We start from the raw sequence: 20,367 nt of genomic DNA on the forward strand, positions 1-20,367 counted from the left end.
CAGGGAGTGAGAGAGGTGGACGAGGCCGGACTCAGGCGCCGATGAGCTTGGCGAACTTCTCCTCGTACGCCGTCTCCTCCGCGCTGGTGAGCGAGCGGAAGGCGTGCGACTTCTTGGCCATGGCCTTGTCCGGGAGGATCAGCACGTTGTTCGCGAGCTCGGGGTCGATCTTGGTGAGCTCGTCCTTGACCCCGTCGACGGGGCAGACGTAGTTGATGTAGGCGGCGAGCTGGGCGGCGACGGGGAGCTCGTAGTAGTAGTCGATGAGCTTCTCGGCGTTGGTCTTGTGCCGGGCCTGCGCGGGGACGAGCAGGTTGTCGCTGGAGGTGAGGTAACCGGCGGACGGGATGGCGTACTTGATGTCGGGGTTGTCCGCCTGGAGCTGGATGATGTCGCCGGCCCAGGCGAGGCAGGCCGCGATGTCGCCCTTGTCCAGGTCGGAGGTGTAGTCGTTGCCGGTGAAGCGGCGTATCTGCTTCTTGTCGACGCCCTTCTGGAGGCGCCCGATCGCCGCGTCGTAGTCGGCGTCCGTGAACTTCCCCGGGTCCTTGCCCAGGTCGAGCAGGGTCATGCCTATGGAGTCGCGCATCTCCGTGAGGAAGCCGACGCGGCCCTTGAGCGACGGGTCGTCGAGGAGCTGGCTGACCGAGTCGACCTTCTTGCCGCCGGTCGCCTTGGAGTTGTACGCGATGACGGTGGAGATGCCCGTCCAGGGGTACGAGTACGAGCGGCCCGGGTCCCAGTCGGGGCGGCGGAACTGGGCGGACAGGTTCGCGTACGCGTTGGGCAGGTTCGACGGGTCGAGCTTCTGCGCCCAGCCGAGCCGGATGATGCGGGCGGCGAGCCAGTCGGTGACGCAGATCAGGTCGCGGCCGGTGTCCTGGCCGGCCGCGAGCTGCGGCTTGATCTTGCCGAAGAACTCGACGTTGTCGTTGATGTCCTCGGTGTACTTGACCTTGATCCCGGTGCGTTTGGCGAACGCCTCCAGGGTCGGGCGGTGCTTCTCGTCCTCGCTGACGTCCATGTACTCGGTCCAGTTGGAGAAGGCGACGCTCTTCTCCTTGGCCGAGAAGTCGGTGGAGGCGGGGCCGTTGCCCTCCCGCTTGGCCGGCGGGATGCCACAGGCGCTCAGGCCGGCGAGACCGCCGACCGTGAGCGCGCCGACGCCGCCCGCGCGCAGCATCGAACGGCGGCTGAGAGCGCCCCGGCCACTCGTCATGCTGCGTCGTATCGCCGCCAGCTGCGCGGCGGACAGGCTGTCGGGCTCGTACTGCTCCATGCGCTGTGCCCTTTCGGGATGGGTGGCCGCTGGTCGGGCGGCGAGCTGCTATCGGTCCCCGAAGATCGTGCGGTGCCAGTCCTTCGCCGCAACCGCAGTGTTGTCGAACATTACGTGCTTGACCTGCGTGTACTCCTCGAAGGAGTAAGCCGACATGTCCTTTCCGTAACCGGAGGCCTTGGTACCGCCGTGGGGCATCTCGCTGATGATCGGGATGTGGTCGTTGACCCACACACATCCCGCCTTGATCTCCCGCGTGGCACGGTTGGCCCGGTAGACGTCACGGCTCCACGCGGAGGCCGCGAGGCCGTAGGGGGTGTCGTTGGCGAGCCGGATGCCCTCGTCGTCGCCGTCGAAGGGCAGGGCCACCAGGACCGGACCGAAGATCTCCGACTGCACGACCTCGCTGTCCTGTGCGGCGCCGGTGATCAGGGTGGGACGGTAGTATGCGCCGTTCTTGAGCTCTCCACCAGGGGCTTCGCCTCCGGTGACGACGGTCGCGTAGGAGCGGGCGCGCTCGACGAAGCCCGCGACGCTGTCGCGGTGGCGGTGGCTGACGAGCGGACCGAGGTCGGTGTCCGGCGCGAAGGGGTCGCCGACGCGGACGGTCTCCATCAGCTCGGCGACCCGGGCGACGAAGGCGTCGAAGAGCGGGCGCTGGACGTACGCGCGCGTGGCGGCGGTGCAGTCCTGGCCGCTGTTGATGAGGGAGGCGGCGACGGCGCCGTGGGCGGCGGCCTCCAGGTCGGCGTCGTCGAAGACGAGGAACGGGGCCTTGCCGCCGAGCTCCAGGTGGAGCCGCTTCACGGTGGCGGTGGCGACCTCGGCGACCCGCTTGCCGACCGGGGTGGAGCCGGTGAAGGAGGTCATGACGACGTCGGGGTGGCCGACGAGGTGCTCGCCGACGACCCGCCCGGAGCCGCTGACGATGTTGATCACACCGTCGGGGATCCCGGCCTCCTTCGCCGCCATCGCGAACATCAGCGAGGTCAGCGGGGTGATCTCGGCGGGCTTGAGGACGATGGTGTTGCCGGCGGCGATCGCCGGGAGGATCTTCCAGGCGGCCATCTGGAGCGGGTAGTTCCAGGGGGCGATGGAGCCGACGACGCCGATCGCCTCGCGCCGGATGTACGAGGTGTGGTCGCCGGTGTACTCGGCGGCCGACTGGCCCTGGAGGTGGCGGGCGGCCCCCGCGAAGAAGGCCGTGTTGTCGATCGTGCCGGGCACGTCGAACTCGGTGGTGAGCTTGAGCGGCTTGCCGCACTGGAGCGACTCCACCTTGGCGATGTCCTCGGCCCAGTCGGAGAGGACGCCGGCGAGGCGGTGCAGCGCGTCGGAGCGCTCGCCCGGGGTGGCTCCCGCCCAGCCCGGGAAGGCGGCCTTGGCGGCGGCGACGGCCTCGTCCACGTCGGCGGTGGAGGCGAGCGCGTACGTGTAGACGCTCTCGCCGGTCGCCGGGTCGATCACGCTGTGTTCCCGATCCGAGGTTCCGGCGCGGAGCCTTCCGCCGATGTACTGCGCGCCGTCCGCGAAGCGGTCCGTCACCTGGAAGCGGTTGGTCATGACGCTCTCCGTTGTCCCAGCTCGATTTGAGTGCCGATCCTGACATGGGGGCAGTAGTGCAACAAGTGATTCCGTTGTTGCCTTTTGGTTACGCGACGGAATCGGTCGACCATGTGTCGAGGCGGCCGGAAAATCTCCGTACGGAGTGTCCGTGGCGGATGCCAGACTCGCGTGTATGACCAAGATCGAAGAGCTGACGCAGCAGGTCACACGTGGTGACCGAGTGAAATGGCTGCACTTCTGGGGGCACCGTCCGCACCCCGACGGACGGCTCTCGGCGAGCTGCCTCAGCCAGTGGTGGCCGTCGCCCTTCACCGTCGACGGCGTGGCCTACGCGACCGCCGAGCACTGGATGATGGCCGCCAAGGCCCGCCTCTTCGAGGACGCGGAGGCGGAGCGGGCCGCGCTGGGCGCCCGTACCCCCGCGGAGGCCAAGAACGCAGGCCGGCTGGTGCGGGGCTTCGACGAGGCGGTCTGGGAGCGCGAGCGCTTCGGGATCGTCGTCGAGGGCAGCGTCCACAAGTTCTCCTCGGACGAGGCCCTGCGGGCGTACCTGGTGGGCACGGGCCAGCGCGTCCTCGTGGAGGCCAGCCCGCTGGACCGCGTCTGGGGCATCGGGCTCGCCGCCGACGACCCCCGCGCGAGCGACCCCGCCCGCTGGCGCGGCCTCAACCTCCTGGGCTTCGCCCTGATGGAGGCCCGGGAGCGGCTGCGGGCCGCGTGACACGCGAAGGGCCCCGCACCTCCTCGGGGAGGTGCGGGGCCCTTCGCATGCGTACCGGCGTCAGCTGGCGCCCCGCTCGATCTGGAGGACCGAGGCGAACGGGTCGCCGGAGCCCTCCTCGAAGGACGACGCGTCCTGGGTGGCGGCCCAGATGATGAGCCCCAGGACGACGCTGCCGACGACGATGCCGACCGCGCCGAGGATCACGCCCGCGAGCGCCATGCCCCGGTTGGTCGCCTCGCCCCGGCCGGCCTTCTTCATGCCGATGACGCCGAAGACCAGCGCCAGGATGCCGAGGATGATGTTGAGGCCGTACAGGCAGAAGCCGACCGCCGCGATGATGCCGAGCACCAACGAGGCGATGCCCATGCCGTTGGACGGCTGCTGCGGCGGCTGCCAGCCGGGCGGCTGGCCGTATCCCGGGCCGTACGACGAGGGGTACGCCCCGTACCCCGGCGCGCCCGGTGGTGTCGGCGACGCCGGCGGGTAGCCGTACCCGGGCGCGGCCGTCGGATAGCCGTATCCGGCGGTGGCCGCCGGTCCGCCGGGCACCACCGGCGGCGGCGGGACGGCCTCGGGCGCACCCGGTGCGCTCGGGAAGGACGTCATCGTCGGCTGGTCGTGCACCGGCGAGGGCGACGGCGTCGCCGGCTTGCTCAGTTCCACCCCGTCGCGGTTCGGCGGAGCCCACGGGTCCGTCGGGTCGTACCCGCCCGGCTGCTGGTCTCGATTGTCAGACATGGGCCTCCCCCATCATGGTCACGCCATGCTAAGGCCTCGCCCCGCGGGAGAACCGCCCGGCCTACGATGATTCGATGACCGACCTTCATGCCTTCATCGCGGGACTCCCCAAGGCGGAGCTGCACGTCCACCACGTGGGCTCCGCCTCGCCCCGGATCGTCGCCGAGCTCGCGGCCCGGCACCCGGACTCCAAGGTCCCCACGGATCCGGAGGCGTTGACCGACTACTTCACCTTCACGGACTTCGCGCACTTCATCGACGTCTACCTGTCGGTGGTCGACCTGGTCCGCACCCCCGAGGACGTCCGTCTCCTCACCTTCGAGGTCGCCCGGGACATGGCCCGGCAGAACATCCGTTACGCCGAGCTGACCATCACCCCGTACTCCTCCACCCGCCGCGGCATCGACGAGCGGGCCTTCATGGCGGCGATCGAGGACGCCCGCAAGGCGGCCGAGGCCGAGTTCGGCACGATCCTGCGCTGGTGCTTCGACATCCCCGGCGAGGCCGGCCTCGTCTCCGCCGAGGAGACCGCGCGGCTCGCCACCACGGACGGGCTGCGCCCGGAGGGCCTGGTCTCCTTCGGCCTCGGCGGTCCGGAGATCGGGGTGCCGCGCCCGCAGTTCAAGCCGTACTTCGACCTGGCCCGCGCCGCCGGTCTGCACTCGGTCCCGCACGCGGGCGAGACGACCGGCCCGCAGACGGTCTGGGACGCGATCCGCGAGCTGGGCGCCGAGCGCATCGGCCACGGCACCAGCTCCGCCCAGGACCCCGAGCTCCTGGCGTACCTCGCCGAGCACCGGATCGCCCTGGAGGTCTGCCCGACCTCGAACATCGCGACCCGGGCCGTCGCCACCCTGGAGGAGCACCCGATCCGGCAGTTCGTCGACGCCGGGGTCCTCGTCACGATCAACAGCGACGACCCGCCGATGTTCGGCTCGGACCTCAACAACGAGTACGCCGTCGCCGCCCGTCTCCTCGGCCTCGACGAGCGCGGTGTCGCCGCCCTCGCCAAGAACGCGGTGGAGGCCTCCTTCCTCGACGCGGCCGGCAAGGCCGGGATCGCCGCCGAGATCGACACGTACACGAACGACTGGCTGGCGCGCTGACCCCGCCGGAAAGCCGGCGCCGACGAGAATGGGGCCATGCGCCCTGTGACTGTCGTAGCCCATCGCGGCGACCCGTACCGCGTCCGTGAGAACACGCTCCCCTCGATCGCCTCGGCGATCGAGCGGGGGGCGGACGTGGTCGAGGTCGACGTCCGGCTGACGAAGGACGGGGTGCCCGTCCTCCTCCACGACGACACCCTCAAGCGCCTGTGGGGCCACGACCTGGCGCTCTCCGGCCTCCCGCACGAGCTGCTGCGCGAGCTCACCGACGGCGGGGTGCCGACCCTCCGGGACGCGCTGCTCGCCGCCGGGGACCACCGGCTGATGCTGGACCTGCCGGGCGGGAACGAGGACTCGGTCCGCTCGATCGTGCGCACGGTCCGCGAGTGCGGGGCCGGGGAGCGCGTCTCCTACTGCGCGGGCGCCGTCGCCATGCTCCAGGTGCGGGCCGCCGACCCGGCCGCCGAGATCGCCCTGACGTGGACCTCGCTCGCCCCGCCCCGCCGCGTCCTCCTCGACGCCGTGCGGCCGCGGTGGCTCAACTACCGTTTCGGGCTGGTGAGCCGGGAGCTGTCCGAGCGGGTCCACCGGGAGGGGCTGCTCGTCTCGGCCTGGACGGCGGACACGAAGCACACCATGCGTAAGCTGATCAAGAACGGGGTCGACTCGGTCACCACGAACCGTGTCGACGCACTCGCCGCCGTGCTGCGAAAGGCTCGCGAATGAACGACCGGATCCGGACCGACATCGCCCACAACGCCCGGGTGTGGAACTACTGGCTGGGCGGCAAGGACAACTACCCGGTGGACCGCGCGGTCGGCGACCAGGTCACCGGCTTCTATCCGAGCATCGGCGAAGTGGCGCGCGCGGACCGGGCGTTCCTCGGGCGGGCGGTGACACACCTGGCCGCCGAGGCGGGCGTCCGCCAGTTCCTGGACATCGGTACGGGCCTGCCGACGGCCGACAACACCCACGAGGTGGCGCAGCGGATCGCCCCCGATGCCCGGATCGTCTACGTCGACAACGATCCGATCGTCCTCACGCACGCCCGGGCACTCCTGACGAGCGCCCCGGAGGGCGTCACGGAGTACGTCGACGCCGACGCCCACGACCCGGAGCGGATCGTCGCGGCCGCCGTCGGCACGCTCGACCTGTCCCGCCCGGTCGCGGTGCTGATGCTCGGCATCCTCAACTTCGTCCTGGACACCGACGAGGCCGGGGCGATCGTGCGGACCCTGATGGCCGCCATGCCCTCGGGCAGCCACCTGGTGCTGACCCACCCGACCCTGGAGCCGGAGCTCGGCGGCGAGGGCAACAAGGCCGCGATGGACTTCTGGAACGAGAACGCGACCCCGCCGATCACCGCACGCACCCGGGAGGAGTTCGCCTCCTTCCTGGACGGCCTCGACCTCCTGGAGCCGGGCATCGTGTCCTGCTCGCGGTGGCGCTCCGAGGAGGGGCCCGTGGTGGCGCAGTTCGGCGCGGTGGGCCGCAAGCCGTAATGGGCATACGGGGGATGCGGGAACTGCGGGAGCTGCGGACCTGGGGGGCCGCCCATCCGTGGGCGGTGGACATCGGCCTCGCGCTGGTCGTGCAGGCGGCGATGACGATGCCGTTCGTGGTGCCGCGCGGGCCCGAGCTCGAACCGGCGACCTGGTCCGCGTACGGCCTGACGACGCTCACCGTGGTGCCGCTGGTGTGGCGGCGGCGGGCGCCGATGGCGGTGCTGCTCGCGATCCTGGCGACGAGCGCGCTGTACAAGCTGGCCGTCGAGGGGCCGGGGCAGCCGCTGCCGTACACGGGTCTGGTGAGCGTCTACACGATCGCGGTGCTCGCGCCTCCGTGGCAGCGGCTCGTGACGGCGGGGCTCATGGTGGTCGCGGTGCCGGTCTCGGTGTGGCTCAACACCCAGTCGGTGCGCGAACTCACCTTCTCCCTCTTCGTGTTCGGCGCGGCCTATGTCTTCGGGCGGCTCACCGACGCCCGGCAGCGGGCCCAGCGGGTGGAGGCCGAGCGGGCCGCCGCGCGCGAACGGGCCCGGATCGCCCGGGAGATGCACGACGTCCTGTCGCATGCGGTGAGCCTGATGGTCGTGCAGGCGGAGGCGGGCCCGGTCGCGGTGCGGGCGGCCCCGGAGCGCGCGGAGGCCGCGTTCGAGGCGATCTCGGAGACGGGCCGGGAGGCGATGGTCCAGCTGCGGCAGATGCTGGGGCTCCTGCGCGAGGGCGGCGAGACGGCGGCCCCCCGGGAGCCGCAGCCGGACCTCGCGGACCTCCCCGCGCTCCTGGAGCGGGTGCGGGCCGGCGGTCTGGCCGTCGGGTACGCGACGGAGGGCGGGGTGCGGGCGCTGCCCCCGGCGACCGGCGCGAGCGTCTACCGGATCGTGCAGGAGGCGCTGACGAACGTGGTGAAGCATGCGCGGGCCCGTACGGTCGACGTGCGGCTCGCCCACGCGGGCGGGGTCCTGCGGGTCACGGTGACCGACGACGGGCGCGGTCCGCAGGGCGGTCCGGGCGGGCACGGCCTGGTGGGCATCCGGGAGCGGGCCGCCGCGCACGGCGGGACGGCGGAGACGGGACCGGGCCCGGACGGCCGGGGGTTCGAGGTGCGGGTCCTGCTGCCCGTGGGGGAGGGGAAGGGATGACGATCCGGGTGGTGGTCGCGGACGACCAGGAGCTGGTCCGGAGCGGCTTCGCGATGATCCTGGACGCGCAGCCGGACATCGAGGTGGTGGCGGAGGCCGGGGACGGCACGGAGGCCGTCGAGGCGGTGCGCCGGCTCGCGCCGGACGTGGCGCTGCTCGACATCCGGATGCCCCGGACGGACGGCATCGAGGCCTGCCGGACGATCAGCGCGGAGTCCGGCTGCCGGACGGTGATGCTGACGACCTTCGACACCGACGCGTACGTGTACGAGGCGCTGCACGCGGGCGCGAGCGGTTTCCTCCTCAAGGACGTGCGGCGGGACGACCTGGTGCACGCGGTACGGGTGGTGGCGGCGGGCGACTCGCTCCTCGCGCCGTCCGTGGCGCGGCGCCTCGTGGAGCAGTACACGGCGGGCGGCCCGCGCAGGACGGCCGACTCCCGTCTCGACGTCCTGACCGGCCGGGAGCGCGAGACCCTTCTCCTCCTCGCCCGGGGCCTGTCGAACGCGGAGATCGCGGCGGAGCTGGTGGTCAGCGACCACACGGTGAAGACGCACGTGGGGAACGTCCTCGCCAAGCTGGGGCTGCGGGACCGGATCCAGGCGGTGATCTGCGCGTACGAGACGGGCCTGGTCGCGGCGGGCTCTCCCCCGCCCGGGGGAGGCGCGGGACCGGGCCCCTCCCCCGCACCGGGGAGGAACTGACCCGCGGAAGACCGCCGGTGCGGGCGATCCGTGGACCGTCGCAGGTCAGCAGGATGGAGTCATCGAGAACGACGGCTCACACCACCGGAGTTGACCATGAGGAAGACCACCGCCCGCACCCTGATCGCCGCCGCCCTGGTCCTGGGCGTGGCCGCCGGCCCGGCGCTCACCCCCGCCTTCGCCGACGCTCCCCCGGCGGCGGCCCAGCCGGTGCCCCAGGCGTCGGGCCCCGACCTGAGCGCGGTGATCGCGGGGCTCCCCCGGGCGGACGCGACGGCCGCGCTCGTCCGGGTCGGCGGCAGCGGGGGTTCCTGGCAGGGCAGCGCGGGCGTGCACGACCTGGAGACGAACGCCCCGGCGGACCCGGCCGCCCGCTTCCGGGCCGGTTCGGTGACGAAGGTGTTCACGGCGGCGACCGTCCTCCAGCTCGCCGCCGAGGGCCGGATCGACCTGGACCGGACGGTCCGCTCGTACCTCCCTGAGCTGATCCCCGGCCGGTACGCCGCGGTGACCGTGCGCCAGCTCCTGAACCACACCCACGGCATCCCGGCCGCGAACCTCCCCGGCGAGACGGTCGAGGAGTGGTACGCCCGCCGCTTCGACGTCCACACCCCGGAGGAGCTGGTCCGCGCGGCGACGGCGCAGCCGCGCGAGTTCGCGCCGGGCACGAGGCAGCACTACCTGAACATCGGGTACACGATCGCCGGCCTGATCGTGGAGCGGGTCACGGGCGACTCGTACGAGCACCAGGTGGAGCGGCGGATCCTGAAGCCGCTCCACCTGCGGAACACGTACTTCCCGCGCGGGGCCGCCGGGATCACCGGACCGTACAACCACGGCTACCAGACGATGAGGCTCGACGACGGCACGACGGGCCTGCGTGACGTCTCGGAGTGGGGGACCTCGGACACCTGGGCCGCCGGGGACCTCGTCTCCACCACCGCCGACCTGGAGCACTTCACGCGGGCCCTGTTCAAGGGCCGCGTGGTGCGCGGTCCGCTCCTGGAGGAGATGTTCACCCTCCCGAAGGTCCCCGACCTCGGCTCCGGCGACCCGGCCGCGTACTCCGTCGGCCTGTCGATGAAGAAGCTCGGCGGCCGCGAGGTCTGGGGCAAGACCGGCGGCCGCTGGGGCTACAACACCGCCATCGCCTCGACCCGCGACGGCTCCCGCACCCTCGTCTACAGCGTCAACGCCACCGACGCGAAGGGCCAGGACATGAACAGGACGGCCCTGCGCCTGATGGTGGCGGCCTACGGCCTGCCGGAGTGAGCGGCTTCCAGTCGCTTGATCAGACGGCGTACGTGGAGCAGCGGCAGGATGCCGATGACGCCGAAGGACATGTCGATGACGGACCACCAGAAGGGGATGTCCCGGATCGGTCCGCAGATCAGGGCCAGTGGGATGATGCCGACGCAGGCGATCATGCCGAACTCGACGACCCAGACGTTGCGGACGGGGTCGCGGTAGGGGCCGTAGAAGGCGACCGCGATGACGAGGTGGGCGAAGGCCAGCCAGTCGGTGCCGTAGAGCAGGTACGGGGCCTGCTCGTCGGCGGCGCGGACGCCGCCCTCCACGCGGTCGATCCACTCCGCGAGGCCGGGGAGGAGGTCGGCGACGGGGGACGCCCAGCCGTCCAAGGAGGCGTCGAGGAGCCGGAGTTCGGTCACGAGCGGGAACGCGGTGGCCCCGCTCAGGACCAGGCAGACGACGAAGGCGATCAGCCAGACGCGGATGCGCTTGAGAAGGGCTCTCGGCCCGTTCGAGTCGCTCATGGGAACAACGTACACCCCACTTGAACGTGTTCAGAAAAGTGGGGTGGTTGTTTTTGAGCGCGTTCAGAAACGGGCGGCGAACCTCCGCCCCACCGCATGCGAGACCACCGTCGCCCCCGCCGCCACCGCGAGCCCCGCCACCACTCCCCCGGGGGTGGTCGGCCGCAGCACCCCGGCCCGCCGCAGCCGGCCCCGGGCCCACAGGGAGAAGGGGATGACGACGAGCGGCGAGGTGGGCGCGCCGGGGGTCGCGTCCCGCACGACGGCGGCCTGGGCGAGGTGGACGAGGCCGTGCAGCCCGAAACCGGTCACCGCGCCCTGGTAGAAGGCGGACCGGCCGCCGGAGCGGGCCCCCGCCACGGCCGCCGTGCCGACGATCACCGCCATCACGCCGACGGCGGCGGCGAATTCGCGCTCGTCGACGGACTCCATCGCCTTCCACACCCGCTCCGGAACTCCGGGGAAGCGTTCGCGGAGGCCCGGCAGGTTCTCCCGGATCCAGCGCGGCCCGCGCGCGAGCTCCTCGGCGTCGTGCACGGCCCAGGCGAGGAACAGGCCATAGGTGACAAGGGGGTTGAGGCGTGTGTCAGTCATGATCATGCAACTCACAGGCCGACGATCGAGTTCCACCTCTTCGTGAATCCCTGGCGCTCCTCGGAGGTGATGTCCCGGGCGATGGCCAGTCGGCCGCGCATGTCGGCGTCCGGGAAGATCAGCGGGTCCTCGGCGAGCGCGACGAGTTCCTCGTCGCCGGAGTCCGCCAGGACGTTCTGGGCGGCGGGGACCGGGCAGACGTAGTTGACCCAGGCGGCGAGTTCGGCGGCGACCTCGGGCTCGTAGTAGTAGTCCACGAGCTTCTCGGCGTTGGACTTGTGCTGGGCGAGGTTGGGGATCATGAGGGACTCGGCCCAGAGCTCGGCGCCCTCCTCGGGGACGACGAACTCGATGTCCGGGTTGTCGGCCTGGAGCTGGATGACGTCGCCGGAGTACGCCTGGCAGGCGAGGACGTCGCCGGTGGACAGGTCCTTGATGTAGTCGTTGCCGGTGAAGCGCCGGATGTGCTTCGTCCGGACGAGTCCCTCGATCTGCTCGCACAGCTCGTGGAAGTCGTCGGCGGTCCACTTGGCCACGTCGACGCCGTTGCCGAGGAGGAGGAGCGCCATGGACTCGTCGAGGCCGGAGAGCAGGGTGACCTTGCCGCGCAGGTCGTCGGCCCAGAGTTGCTTGGTGGAGCGCAGTTCCCGGCCGAGCTTCTTGCGGTTGTACGCGATGCCGGTGATCCCGGACTGCCAGGGCACGCTGTGCAGCCGGCCGGGGTCGAAGGCGGGCTCGCGCAGCTGGGGGCTGAGGTTCTTCGCGACGTGCGGCTGGGCGGCGCGGTCCATCTCCTGGACCCAGCCGAGGCGGACGAAGCGGGCGGCCATCCAGTCGCTGACGACGATCAGGTCACGGCCGGTCTCCTGGCGGTTCATCAGGGACGGGCTGATCTTGCCGAAGAACTCGTCGTTGTCGTTGATCTCCTCGGTGTACCGGACGGAGATCCCGGTCCGCTTCCGGAAGGCGTCCAGGGTGGGCCGCTTCGACTTGTCGGCGTCGTCGGTGTCGATGTACAGCGGCCAGTTGGCGAATTCGAGCCTCCGGTCGCGCGCCGAGAGGTCGCGGCCGGCCCGGGCGCCCTCCTCGACGTAGGCGGCGGGGACTCCGCACCCGGCGAGCAGGGTCGCGGCCCCCGCACCGCCGATGCCGCGCAGCAGGGACCGGCGGGACATGTGTTTCCTGGCTGTCGCTCTCACCCGAGCAGCATCCCGGCCCGCCGCGACCTGCGGCAATGGACGGTCCGTCGAGCGACGGGGCGCGGCCCCGACACCCTGTCGATCAGGGTGTCGGGGCCGCTGTCACGTCCGGGGCGGGGATCAGCCCAGGGAGGTCATGACGTGCTTGATGCGCGTGTAGTCCTCGAAGCCGTAGGCGGAGAGGTCCTTGCCGTAGCCGGACTTCTTGTAGCCGCCGTGGGGCATCTCGGCGACGAGCGGGATGTGGGTGTTGATCCACACGCAGCCGAAGTCGAGGGCCTTGGACATGCGCATCGCGCGCGCGTGGTCCTTGGTCCAGACGGAGGAGGCGAGGGCGTACTCGACGCCGTTCGCGAACTCCAGGGCCTGGGCCTCGTCCGTGAAGGACTGGACGGTGATGACCGGGCCGAAGACCTCGTTCTGGACGATCTCGTCGTCCTGCTTGAGGCCGGAGACGACGGTCGGGGCGTAGAAGTAGCCCTTGTCGCCGACGCGGTGACCGCCGGCCTCGACCTTGGCGTGGGCCGGGAGGCGCTCGATGAAGCCCGCGACCTGCTTCAGCTGGTTGGCGTTGTTGAGCGGGCCGTACAGCACGTCCTCGTCGTCCGGCTGGCCGGTCTTCGTCTCGGCGGCGGCCTTGGCGAGGGCGGCGACGAACTCGTCGTGGATGGACTCGTGCACGAGGACGCGGGTCGCGGCCGTGCAGTCCTGGCCGGCGTTGAAGAAGCCCGCGACCGAGATGTCGCCGACGGCGGCCTCGATGTCGGTGTCCTCGAAGACGACGACCGGGGCCTTGCCGCCCAGCTCCAGGTGGACGCGCTTGACGTCCTTGGCCGCCGACTCGGCGACCTGCATGCCGGCGCGGACCGAGCCGGTGATGGAGGCCATCGCCGGGGTCGGGTGCTCGACCATGGCCTTGCCGGTCTCACGGTCGCCGCAGACGACGTTGAAGACGCCCTTGGGGACGATCTGACCGATGATCTCGGCCATCAGGACGGTCGACGCGGGGGTCGTGTCCGAGGGCTTGAGGACGACGGTGTTGCCCGCGGCGAGCGCCGGGGCGAACTTCCACACGGCCATCATCATCGGGTAGTTCCACGGCGCGACCTGCGCGCAGACGCCGACCGGCTCGCGGCGGATGATGGAGGTCATGCCCTCCATGTACTCGCCGGCGGACTTGCCCTCGAGCATCCGGGCGGCACCCGCGAAGAAGCGGATCTGGTCCACCATCGGCGGGATCTCCTCGCTCGCGGTGAGGGCGACCGGCTTGCCGGTGTTCTCGACCTCGGCGGCGACGAGCTCCTCGGCGCGCTCCTCGAACGCGTCGGCGATCTTGAGGAGCACCTTCTGGCGCTCGGACGGCGTGCTGTCACGCCAGGCGGGGAAGGCGGCCGCGGCGGCCTCCATGGCGGCGTCGACGTCGGCCTGCCCGGAGAGCGGGGAGGTGGCGTACACCTCGCCGGTGGCCGGGTTGACCACCTCGATGGTGCGGCCGTCGGCCGCGTCGCGGAACTCCCCGTTGATGTAGTTACGCAGCCGGCGCAGCTCGGTGGTCACTTGGCCACCCCTCCTGTCACGTTCTGTCGTCGCACGTCCCTGTGCGGTGTCCCGATGGGCGAGACACCTTCAGCCTAATCGCTCGACAGACGCTTTCCATAGCCCCGACCCCCCGCAACTTCGGATTCAGTGAGATCCAGAGCCTTACGCAACGAATTTCATCGCTCCCGGCTTGCGCGACTGACAATCTCGGTGCACAGTGAAGTCGTGGCCAGTCGAAGCACAGACTCCAGAACCGGAACCGGTTCGTCCCCGACGATCGACGCCGTCTCCCTGGCGATCATCGAACAGCTCCAGCAGGACGGACGCCGTCCCTACGCGGCGATCGGAAAGGCCGTCGGCCTCTCCGAAGCCGCCGTGAGGCAGCGCGTCCAGAAGCTGCTCGACCAGGGCGTCATGCAGATCGTCGCCGTCACCGACCCGCTCACCGTGGGATTCCGGCGGCAGGCGATGGTCGGCATCAACGTCGAGGGTGACCTGGATCCGGTCGCGGAAGCGCTGACGGCCATGGCCGAATGCGAGTACGTGGTGATGACCGCGGGCTCCTTCGACCTGATGGTGGAGATCGTCTGTGAGGACGACGATCACCTGCTGGATGTGATCAACAAGCGCATCCGCACCCTTCCCGGCGTGCGCTCCACCGAGAGCTTCGTCTACCTCAAGCTCAAGAAGCAGACCTACATGTGGGGAACTCGATAGCCGTGACCCAGGACCTCTCCAAGACCGCGTACGACCACCTGTGGATGCACTTCACCCGCATGTCGTCCTACGAGAACAACCCCGTCCCCACCATCGTGCGTGGTGAGGGCACCTACATCTTCGACGACAAGGGCAAGCGCTACCTCGACGGTCTCGCGGGTCTCTTCGTGGTCAACGCCGGACACGGCCGCAAGGAGCTGGCCGAGGTCGCGTACAAGCAGGCCCAGGAGCTCGCGTTCTTCCCCGTGTGGTCGTACGCGCACCCCAAGGCCGTGGAGCTCGCCGAGCGCCTCGCCGACTACGCCCCGGGCGACCTCAACAAGGTCTTCTTCACCACCGGTGGCGGCGAGGCCGTCGAGACCGCCTGGAAGCTCGCCAAGCAGTACTTCAAGCTCCAGGGCAAGCACACCAAGTACAAGGTCATCTCGCGTGCGGTCGCCTACCACGGCACCCCGCAGGGCGCCCTGTCCATCACCGGCCTGCCGGCCCTGAAGGCCCCCTTCGAGCCGCTGGTCCCCGGCGCGCACAAGGTGCCGAACACCAACATCTACCGCGCCCCGATCCACGGCGACGACCCCGAGGCCTTCGGCCGCTGGGCCGCCGACCAGATCGAGCAGCAGATCCTCTTCGAGGGCCCCGACACCGTCGCGGCCGTCTTCCTGGAGCCGGTGCAGAACGCCGGTGGCTGCTTCCCGCCGCCGCCCGGCTACTTCCAGCGCGTCCGCGAGATCTGCGACCAGTACGACGTGCTGCTCGTCTCCGACGAGACGATCTGCGCCTTCGGCCGCCTCGGCACGATGTTCGCCTGTGACAAGTTCGGCTACGTGCCCGACATGATCACCTGCGCCAAGGGCATGACCTCGGGCTACTCCCCGATCGGTGCCTGCATCGTCTCGGACCGCATCGCCGAGCCGTTCTACAAGGGCGACAACACCTTCCTGCACGGCTACACCTTCGGTGGCCACCCGGTCTCCTCGGCGGTCGCGCTCGCCAACCTCGACATCTTCGACAAGGAAGGCCTCAACCAGCACGTGCTGGACAACGAGGGCGCCTTCTTCTCGACGCTGTCGAAGCTGCACGACCTCCCGATCGTCGGCGACGTCCGCGGCAACGGCTTCTTCTACGGCATCGAGCTCGTCAAGGACAAGGCCACCAAGGAGTCCTTCAACGACGAGGAGGTGGAGCGCGTCCTGTACGGCTTCCTCTCCAAGGCGCTGTACGACGCCGGCCTGTACTGCCGCGCCGACGACCGTGGCGACCCGGTCATCCAGCTGGCCCCGCCGCTGATCGCCGACCAGGGCACCTTCGACGAGATCGAGGGAATCCTGCGCAACGTGCTCACCGAGGCGTGGACCAAGCTGTAAGCACGAGGTTGTGAGGACCGAACCACGGCGGTCCCCCCAGCATCACGCCGCCCTCACGGCGTGACCCCCGGCCCGGGCATGCCGCCATCCGAGTGGATGGCGACTGCCCGGGCCGTGTGCTGTCCGTACAAGCGGATCTGAATCCTTACGGTGCCGAGTGACCGACAGGCCCGTCCCTTCGTTCCCCCGGACGGGGGAAGGCGAGTATCGGATCCGACATCGAGGTGTACGCGATGGCCCCACCGGACAACGACGTGCTCTGGGCGCGTTCCCTGCACTGCGCCCTGGGCGGTACGGACGCCCTCAGCGGCGTCTCCCTCGGCGTCCGCGAAGGCGAGATCCTCGCCGTCGTCGGCCCGCGCGGCAGCGGCAAGACCACCCTCATGCGCTGCCTCTCCGGCCAGCTCGTCGCCCAGGAGGGCGAGGTCTGGTTCAACAGCGGCCCCGTCCACACCCTGGGCCCCGCCCAGCGCGAACGGCTCCGCCGCGAGCGCTTCGGCTGGATCGACCCCGAACCCGGCCTCGTCCCCGAACTCACCGGCTGGGAGAACACCGCGCTGCCGCTGCTGCTCCACGGCGCCTCCCACCGGGCCGCCAAGACCGCCGCCCTGGAGTGGCTGGAGCGGCTCGACATCGGCGGCTGCGCCCGCAAGCGGCCGCACGCCCTCACCCAGTCCCAGCGCCAGCGGATCGCGATCGCCCGCGCCCTGATCACCACCCCCTCGGTCCTCTTCGCCGACGAACCCACCGCCACCCTGCACCGGGCCGACGGCGCACAGGTCCTGCGCACCCTGACGGCCGCGGCCCGCTCGCACGGCATCACCGTGCTCCTCGCCACCCACGACGCCGAGGTCGCGGCGCTCGCCGACCGCACGGTCACCCTGCTCGACGGACGCCGGGTCGGCGCCGTACCCCCGGCGTCAGGGGCGGAGGGCGTCGCCGCGTGCTCGCTCTCCGTCTAGCCCGCGGGACCCACCCGCTCGTCCTGACGCGCCGGCTCCTCGTCGCCGCCGCGGCCGCGGGGGTGGGTTTCCTGCTGCTCTGCACCCTCGGATACGCCGTCGGGCACCCGGACAGGTCCTCGGCCTCGGTCCTGCGGCTGCTCTGGTGCGTCCTGCCGCTCGCCGCGACCGTCCAGTTCGCCGTCGCGGTGGCCCGCACCGACCCCAGCACCCGGCCGCGCCCCGGGCTCTCCGCCGTCGGCCTCGGCCCCGCCCGGCTCACCGCGATCGCCGCCGCCTCGACGGCCGTCGCCTGCACGCTCGGCTCCACGGTCGCGCTCCTGTTCTACCTGCACCTGCGCGGCGACATCACGGGCCTGCCCTTCGACGGGGCGGCCGCCGGACTCCTCGCCGCCGACCGGCCGGTCCCGCTCGCGGCCGCCCTCACCCTGCTCGCCGTCCCGCCGGTCGTCGCCGCCACGGCGGCCGGCCTGGCCCTGCGCCCCCGCACCGCGCCCGCACCGCCGGAGGGCGCCGAGCGGACGATGCCGTCCGGGCTGCCCTGGGGCGTCGCCCTCGTCGCGGTCGGCCTCGCGATCGAGACGTACGCGGGCCGGAGCGGCACCGGAGACGGCCTCCCCCTCCCCGGCCGCTTCGACGGCAGCCCCACGGGCGTCCTCGTCGGCTGGATCCTCACCGCCGCGGGCCTCGCCCTGGCCGGCCCGGGCCTCGCCCACGGCTGCGGCCGGCTCCTCCAGTCCGTCCGGCCGGGCGCCACCCGGCTCCTCGCGGGCCGCGTCCTGATGGACGAGTCCCGCCGCATCGGCCGCCCGCTCGGCGTCGTCAGCGCGGTGGTCTCCGGCACCCTCGCGGCGGCCGCCCTGTACGACGCCGACACGGGCACCGGCGCCTTCGGCCCCCTCACCGGCCTCGGCGCGGCCCTCGTCCTCGCCTGCACCACCGCCACCCTCCTGACCGCCGCCCTGGAATCCCGCCAGGGCCGCACCCACACCACAGAAGCCCTCCTCCGCATCGGCGCCCCACCCACCGTCCTCCGCACGGCAGCCCTCCTCCGCGCGGGCGCGCTCTTCGCCGTCTTCGCCCCACTGACCTGGGCGGTGGCGGAACTGGCGGCCCTGCCGCTGACGGGCTGAGCGACCCGCACGAAGGGGCGGACCGCCGAACAGGCCGGATCATGAAGCGGTGCCGGACACCGCGAAACCGGCCCGATCGGCCGGACTTCCCGAGGGGCCGCCCGTCACGGCGGCCCCTATCGTGGGCCCATGGCGACGCTTCCCCCGGCACAGCGCCCGCCCGGACCACGCGGGCACGGACGCGAGGTCCACACCCTCGCCGAGTTCGACGCGGTGCTCGCCCGTCCGGGATCGCTCGCCGGACACCGGGTCCAGTCGATCGACCTCACCGGCCGGACCTTCGCCCTGCTCGCCGCCGTCACCAAGGACGCCGTCTTCCTCGGCTGCCCCATGGAGCCGGAGGCCGCCGCCAAGGTCCGCGCCGACGGGGCGCTCGTCTTCCCGCCCGTCCCCGAGCTGCCTTTCGACCCCTACCGGGCGCGGCTCTACACCCCCGGGGAGCTGTACGAGGGGATCGCCGAGACCGGGTACGAGTCGACGCCCGACTTCCTCGCGTACGCGTGGTTCGGCCGGACCAGGGCCGACGGCGACATCCTCTCCTCGATGCTCCGCTCCCTCCACGACGACGCCGTCTCCGACGCCCTCGACGAACACCTCGACGGGGCCCCGGTCGTCGGCGTCATGGGCGGGCACGCGATGGGCCGGGGCACCGAGGCGTACGCGGGCGCCGCCCGGCTCGGCAGGTCCCTGGCCCGCGCCGGGCTCACCGTGGCGACCGGCGGCGGACCGGGCGCGATGGAGGCCGCGAACCTCGGCGCGTACCTGGCGCGTTTCGACGACGCCGCCCTGGCGGGGGCGCTCGACCTCCTCTCCAAGGCCCCGTCGTTCACCCCCTCGGTGACGGACTGGGCCCGGGCGGCCTTCGCGGTACGGGCGATGTGGCCGGACGGCGGGGACTCGGTCGGCATCCCCACCTGGTTCTACGGCCACGAGCCGCCGAACCCCTTCGCCGAGCACATCGCCAAGTACTTCGCCAACGCCACCCGCGAGGACGGCCTCCTCGCCCGCTCGACGGCGGGCACCGTCTTCCTGCCGGGCGCGGCGGGCACGGTCCAGGAGATCTTCGACAACGCGACCCCGAACTACTACGGCTCCCGGGGCGTCCCGACCCCGATGGTCCTGGTGAACCGCGCCCACTGGACCGCCCACCTCCCGGCCTGGCCCCTCCTTGAGACCCTCGCCGCCGACCGCCCGATGGCGGCCCGGATCGCCCTGGTGGACTCGATCGACGAGGCCCCCGAGGCGCTGGAGCGACTCGGGGGGTAGGCCGCCTCCGCCGCGTGACGGAGGCGACCCCACCCACGGGCCGACGCCCGCCGAGACGCTCCGGCGGGAGGCTCGGTCCATGACACCGAAGACCCTCCTGGCCACGTGGCCGTCCTGGGCCGGGCGCACCGCGTTCGTCTGGTCGCTGCTGTACGCCACGGGCGCGGCCCTCGCCGCCCTCACCAGCCCCTCCTTCGGGTACGCACTCCTGGCCAAGGGCACCGGCACGGGAGCGGAGGCGGGCGCGGCGGTGCTGTACGGGGCCGCCGCCGTCCTCGCGTACGCACTGCTCCGCCGTCCCGGCGTCCGGTGGCTGTCGTCGGCGGCCTGGGCGGTCGTCGCGCTCTGCCTGACCTCGGGCTTTCCGGCCCTCCTCAGCCCCGTCCACTTGCTGTTCTTCCTGTCCCGCAACCAGGAGCCGGTCGACTGGACGGCCCTGGCCAACCAGTTCCTCGCCGTGCTCGGCGCGGTGCTGTGGGGCTGCGCGGCCCTCGCCCACCGGCGCCGGAGGCTGGGCACCTGCCCGTACTGCGGCGGGCGCGGCCACCGCGCCGGAGACACGGACGCCCGGCCCGCCACCCGCGCCGGCCTCCTCGCCGTCGCCGCCCTCGTCCCGTACACCGTCCTGAAGACGCTGTGGGTGCTGGGCGTCACCCCCGGCTACACGGGCACCGGCCGCCCCGGCGCCGACCCGGAGTACACCAGCGACCTCGGCATCCGGCTGTACGACCACGGGGTCGACGTCACCGCCGTCCTTGCCCTGCTCGGCATGGCCCTCGCGCTCGCGCTGACCCGCCCCTGGGGACGACGGCTGCCCCGCCTGCCGCTGCTCGCGCTCGGCTGGACCGGGGCGGGCGCGCTCGCTCCGTTCGGTGCCTTCCTCGCCGTGTTCGGGGTGCTGACCTGGTGGGGCGTGATCAGCGTCGGCCTGACGGACCACGCCCCCTGGGTGGTCGCTGTCGCCTACGGAGGCTTCTGCGGCTACGGTCTCGCCCTGGCCCGGGCCACCCGCGTCTATCAGCGGGCGACCCGGAGGACGTGCGGTCACTGCTAGCCG

At 71.8% G+C, this 20,367-nt stretch carries 20 protein-coding genes; 13 read left to right on the forward strand and 7 right to left on the reverse strand.

All coding sequences use genetic code 11. The annotated features are described in order from the left end of the window. Nucleotides 1-31: 31 nt before the first annotated feature. Both ACH4TP_RS34735 and ACH4TP_RS34740 read right to left on the reverse strand, forming a co-directional pair. The gene (locus tag ACH4TP_RS34735) at nucleotides 32-1,279 is read right to left on the reverse strand and encodes a PotD/PotF family extracellular solute-binding protein (protein WP_398189674.1); all 1,248 of its coding nucleotides are present in this window, start codon (nucleotides 1,277-1,279) and stop codon (nucleotides 32-34) included. 48 nt (nucleotides 1,280-1,327) lie between these two features. Further along, the gene (locus tag ACH4TP_RS34740) at nucleotides 1,328-2,842 is read right to left on the reverse strand and encodes a gamma-aminobutyraldehyde dehydrogenase (protein ID WP_389232379.1); all 1,515 of its coding nucleotides are present in this window, start codon (nucleotides 2,840-2,842) and stop codon (nucleotides 1,328-1,330) included. Nucleotides 2,843-3,017: 175 nt separating this feature from the next. Here ACH4TP_RS34740 and ACH4TP_RS34745 point away from each other — a divergent pair, with 175 nt between their 5' ends. Beyond that, the gene (locus ACH4TP_RS34745; protein WP_398440164.1) at nucleotides 3,018-3,566 is read left to right on the forward strand and encodes an NADAR family protein; all 549 of its coding nucleotides are present in this window, start codon (nucleotides 3,018-3,020) and stop codon (nucleotides 3,564-3,566) included. A 60-nt stretch (nucleotides 3,567-3,626) separates the two neighbouring features. Here the strand turns inward: ACH4TP_RS34745 and ACH4TP_RS34750 are convergent, their stop codons facing one another. Continuing rightward, nucleotides 3,627-4,307, reverse strand: coding sequence for a DUF4190 domain-containing protein (locus ACH4TP_RS34750; RefSeq protein ID WP_398440165.1), 681 nt, complete (start codon nucleotides 4,305-4,307; stop codon nucleotides 3,627-3,629). Nucleotides 4,308-4,381: 74 nt separating this feature from the next. Here ACH4TP_RS34750 and ACH4TP_RS34755 point away from each other — a divergent pair, with 74 nt between their 5' ends. From ACH4TP_RS34755 to ACH4TP_RS34780, 6 genes are all read left to right on the forward strand, one after another. Then, complete coding sequence (locus ACH4TP_RS34755) at nucleotides 4,382-5,413, forward strand: adenosine deaminase (RefSeq protein ID WP_398189668.1); 1,032 nt, start codon at nucleotides 4,382-4,384, stop codon at nucleotides 5,411-5,413. Nucleotides 5,414-5,449: 36 nt separating this feature from the next. Beyond that, a complete protein-coding gene (locus ACH4TP_RS34760) occupies nucleotides 5,450-6,139 on the forward strand; it encodes a glycerophosphodiester phosphodiesterase (protein ID WP_398440166.1) in 690 nt (229 codons plus the stop codon). Next, entirely contained in the window at nucleotides 6,136-6,915 is a 780-nt protein-coding gene (locus ACH4TP_RS34765; protein WP_398440167.1) for an SAM-dependent methyltransferase, read from the forward strand. Before ACH4TP_RS34760 ends, ACH4TP_RS34765 begins: the two co-directional genes overlap by 4 nt. A gap of 14 nt (nucleotides 6,916-6,929) precedes the next feature. Then, a complete protein-coding gene (locus ACH4TP_RS34770; RefSeq protein WP_389232361.1) occupies nucleotides 6,930-8,057 on the forward strand; it encodes a sensor histidine kinase in 1,128 nt (375 codons plus the stop codon). Further along, nucleotides 8,054-8,761, forward strand: coding sequence for a response regulator (locus tag ACH4TP_RS34775; RefSeq protein WP_389232358.1), 708 nt, complete (start codon nucleotides 8,054-8,056; stop codon nucleotides 8,759-8,761). Before ACH4TP_RS34770 ends, ACH4TP_RS34775 begins: the two co-directional genes overlap by 4 nt. 96 nt (nucleotides 8,762-8,857) lie before the next feature. Continuing rightward, nucleotides 8,858-10,033, forward strand: coding sequence for a serine hydrolase domain-containing protein (locus tag ACH4TP_RS34780; RefSeq protein ID WP_398440168.1), 1,176 nt, complete (start codon nucleotides 8,858-8,860; stop codon nucleotides 10,031-10,033). Here the strand turns inward: ACH4TP_RS34780 and ACH4TP_RS34785 are convergent. The 4 genes from ACH4TP_RS34785 to ACH4TP_RS34800 form a co-directional block, all read right to left on the reverse strand. Further along, a complete protein-coding gene (locus tag ACH4TP_RS34785) occupies nucleotides 10,015-10,536 on the reverse strand; it encodes a hypothetical protein (protein ID WP_389232352.1) in 522 nt (173 codons plus the stop codon). The genes ACH4TP_RS34780 and ACH4TP_RS34785 overlap by 19 nt on opposite strands. 63 nt (nucleotides 10,537-10,599) lie before the next feature. Beyond that, entirely contained in the window at nucleotides 10,600-11,130 is a 531-nt protein-coding gene (locus tag ACH4TP_RS34790) for an HXXEE domain-containing protein (RefSeq protein ID WP_398189657.1), read from the reverse strand. 11 nt (nucleotides 11,131-11,141) lie between these two features. Beyond that, the gene (locus ACH4TP_RS34795; RefSeq protein ID WP_398440169.1) at nucleotides 11,142-12,305 is read right to left on the reverse strand and encodes a PotD/PotF family extracellular solute-binding protein; all 1,164 of its coding nucleotides are present in this window, start codon (nucleotides 12,303-12,305) and stop codon (nucleotides 11,142-11,144) included. A gap of 144 nt (nucleotides 12,306-12,449) precedes the next feature. Beyond that, complete coding sequence (locus ACH4TP_RS34800) at nucleotides 12,450-13,886, reverse strand: gamma-aminobutyraldehyde dehydrogenase (RefSeq protein ID WP_398189651.1); 1,437 nt, start codon at nucleotides 13,884-13,886, stop codon at nucleotides 12,450-12,452. A 192-nt stretch (nucleotides 13,887-14,078) separates the two neighbouring features. Between ACH4TP_RS34800 and ACH4TP_RS34805 the strand changes: the two genes are divergently transcribed. The 6 genes from ACH4TP_RS34805 (at nucleotide 14,079) to ACH4TP_RS34830 (ending at nucleotide 20,364) form a co-directional block, all read left to right on the forward strand. Then, nucleotides 14,079-14,585, forward strand: coding sequence for an Lrp/AsnC family transcriptional regulator (locus tag ACH4TP_RS34805; RefSeq protein WP_189510954.1), 507 nt, complete (start codon nucleotides 14,079-14,081; stop codon nucleotides 14,583-14,585). Next, nucleotides 14,570-15,949, forward strand: coding sequence for an aspartate aminotransferase family protein (locus ACH4TP_RS34810; protein ID WP_389232339.1), 1,380 nt, complete (start codon nucleotides 14,570-14,572; stop codon nucleotides 15,947-15,949). The genes ACH4TP_RS34805 and ACH4TP_RS34810 overlap by 16 nt, the downstream gene beginning before the upstream one ends. A gap of 233 nt (nucleotides 15,950-16,182) precedes the next feature. Continuing rightward, nucleotides 16,183-16,911, forward strand: coding sequence for an ABC transporter ATP-binding protein (locus tag ACH4TP_RS34815; protein ID WP_398440170.1), 729 nt, complete (start codon nucleotides 16,183-16,185; stop codon nucleotides 16,909-16,911). After that, on the forward strand, nucleotides 16,893-18,044 hold the full coding sequence (locus ACH4TP_RS34820; RefSeq protein ID WP_398189647.1) for a hypothetical protein: 1,152 nt from the start codon (nucleotides 16,893-16,895) through the stop codon (nucleotides 18,042-18,044). The genes ACH4TP_RS34815 and ACH4TP_RS34820 overlap by 19 nt, the downstream gene beginning before the upstream one ends. Nucleotides 18,045-18,173: 129 nt before the next feature. Beyond that, on the forward strand, nucleotides 18,174-19,310 hold the full coding sequence (locus tag ACH4TP_RS34825; RefSeq protein ID WP_398440171.1) for an LOG family protein: 1,137 nt from the start codon (nucleotides 18,174-18,176) through the stop codon (nucleotides 19,308-19,310). A gap of 79 nt (nucleotides 19,311-19,389) precedes the next feature. Further along, nucleotides 19,390-20,364, forward strand: a complete 975-nt coding sequence (locus ACH4TP_RS34830) for a hypothetical protein (RefSeq protein WP_398440172.1) — start codon at nucleotides 19,390-19,392, stop codon at nucleotides 20,362-20,364. Nucleotides 20,365-20,367 lie beyond the last annotated feature (3 nt).

Source organism: Streptomyces sp. NPDC021012, assembly GCF_044333355.1.
Classification (GTDB): domain Bacteria; phylum Actinomycetota; class Actinomycetes; order Streptomycetales; family Streptomycetaceae; genus Streptomyces.

What these genes read in the sequence shown, in the direction of transcription:
- ACH4TP_RS34735 (WP_398189674.1), bottom strand. Translation starts at nt 1,279, where the DNA reads ATGGAGCAGTACGAGCCCGACAGCCTGTCCGCCGCGCAGCTGGCGGCG.
- ACH4TP_RS34745 (WP_398440164.1), top strand. Translation starts at nt 3,018, where the DNA reads ATGACCAAGATCGAAGAGCTGACGCAGCAGGTCACACGTGGTGACCGA.
- ACH4TP_RS34760 (WP_398440166.1), top strand. Translation starts at nt 5,450, where the DNA reads ATGCGCCCTGTGACTGTCGTAGCCCATCGCGGCGACCCGTACCGCGTC.
- ACH4TP_RS34790 (WP_398189657.1), bottom strand. Translation starts at nt 11,130, where the DNA reads ATGACTGACACACGCCTCAACCCCCTTGTCACCTATGGCCTGTTCCTC.
- ACH4TP_RS34795 (WP_398440169.1), bottom strand. Translation starts at nt 12,305, where the DNA reads ATGTCCCGCCGGTCCCTGCTGCGCGGCATCGGCGGTGCGGGGGCCGCG.
- ACH4TP_RS34765 (WP_398440167.1), top strand. Translation starts at nt 6,136, where the DNA reads ATGAACGACCGGATCCGGACCGACATCGCCCACAACGCCCGGGTGTGG.
- ACH4TP_RS34750 (WP_398440165.1), bottom strand. Translation starts at nt 4,307, where the DNA reads ATGTCTGACAATCGAGACCAGCAGCCGGGCGGGTACGACCCGACGGAC.
- ACH4TP_RS34740 (WP_389232379.1), bottom strand. Translation starts at nt 2,842, where the DNA reads ATGACCAACCGCTTCCAGGTGACGGACCGCTTCGCGGACGGCGCGCAG.
- ACH4TP_RS34815 (WP_398440170.1), top strand. Translation starts at nt 16,183, where the DNA reads ATGGCCCCACCGGACAACGACGTGCTCTGGGCGCGTTCCCTGCACTGC.
- ACH4TP_RS34825 (WP_398440171.1), top strand. Translation starts at nt 18,174, where the DNA reads ATGGCGACGCTTCCCCCGGCACAGCGCCCGCCCGGACCACGCGGGCAC.
- ACH4TP_RS34785 (WP_389232352.1), bottom strand. Translation starts at nt 10,536, where the DNA reads ATGAGCGACTCGAACGGGCCGAGAGCCCTTCTCAAGCGCATCCGCGTC.
- ACH4TP_RS34770 (WP_389232361.1), top strand. Translation starts at nt 6,930, where the DNA reads ATGCGGGAACTGCGGGAGCTGCGGACCTGGGGGGCCGCCCATCCGTGG.
- ACH4TP_RS34830 (WP_398440172.1), top strand. Translation starts at nt 19,390, where the DNA reads ATGACACCGAAGACCCTCCTGGCCACGTGGCCGTCCTGGGCCGGGCGC.
- ACH4TP_RS34775 (WP_389232358.1), top strand. Translation starts at nt 8,054, where the DNA reads ATGACGATCCGGGTGGTGGTCGCGGACGACCAGGAGCTGGTCCGGAGC.
- ACH4TP_RS34780 (WP_398440168.1), top strand. Translation starts at nt 8,858, where the DNA reads ATGAGGAAGACCACCGCCCGCACCCTGATCGCCGCCGCCCTGGTCCTG.
- ACH4TP_RS34755 (WP_398189668.1), top strand. Translation starts at nt 4,382, where the DNA reads ATGACCGACCTTCATGCCTTCATCGCGGGACTCCCCAAGGCGGAGCTG.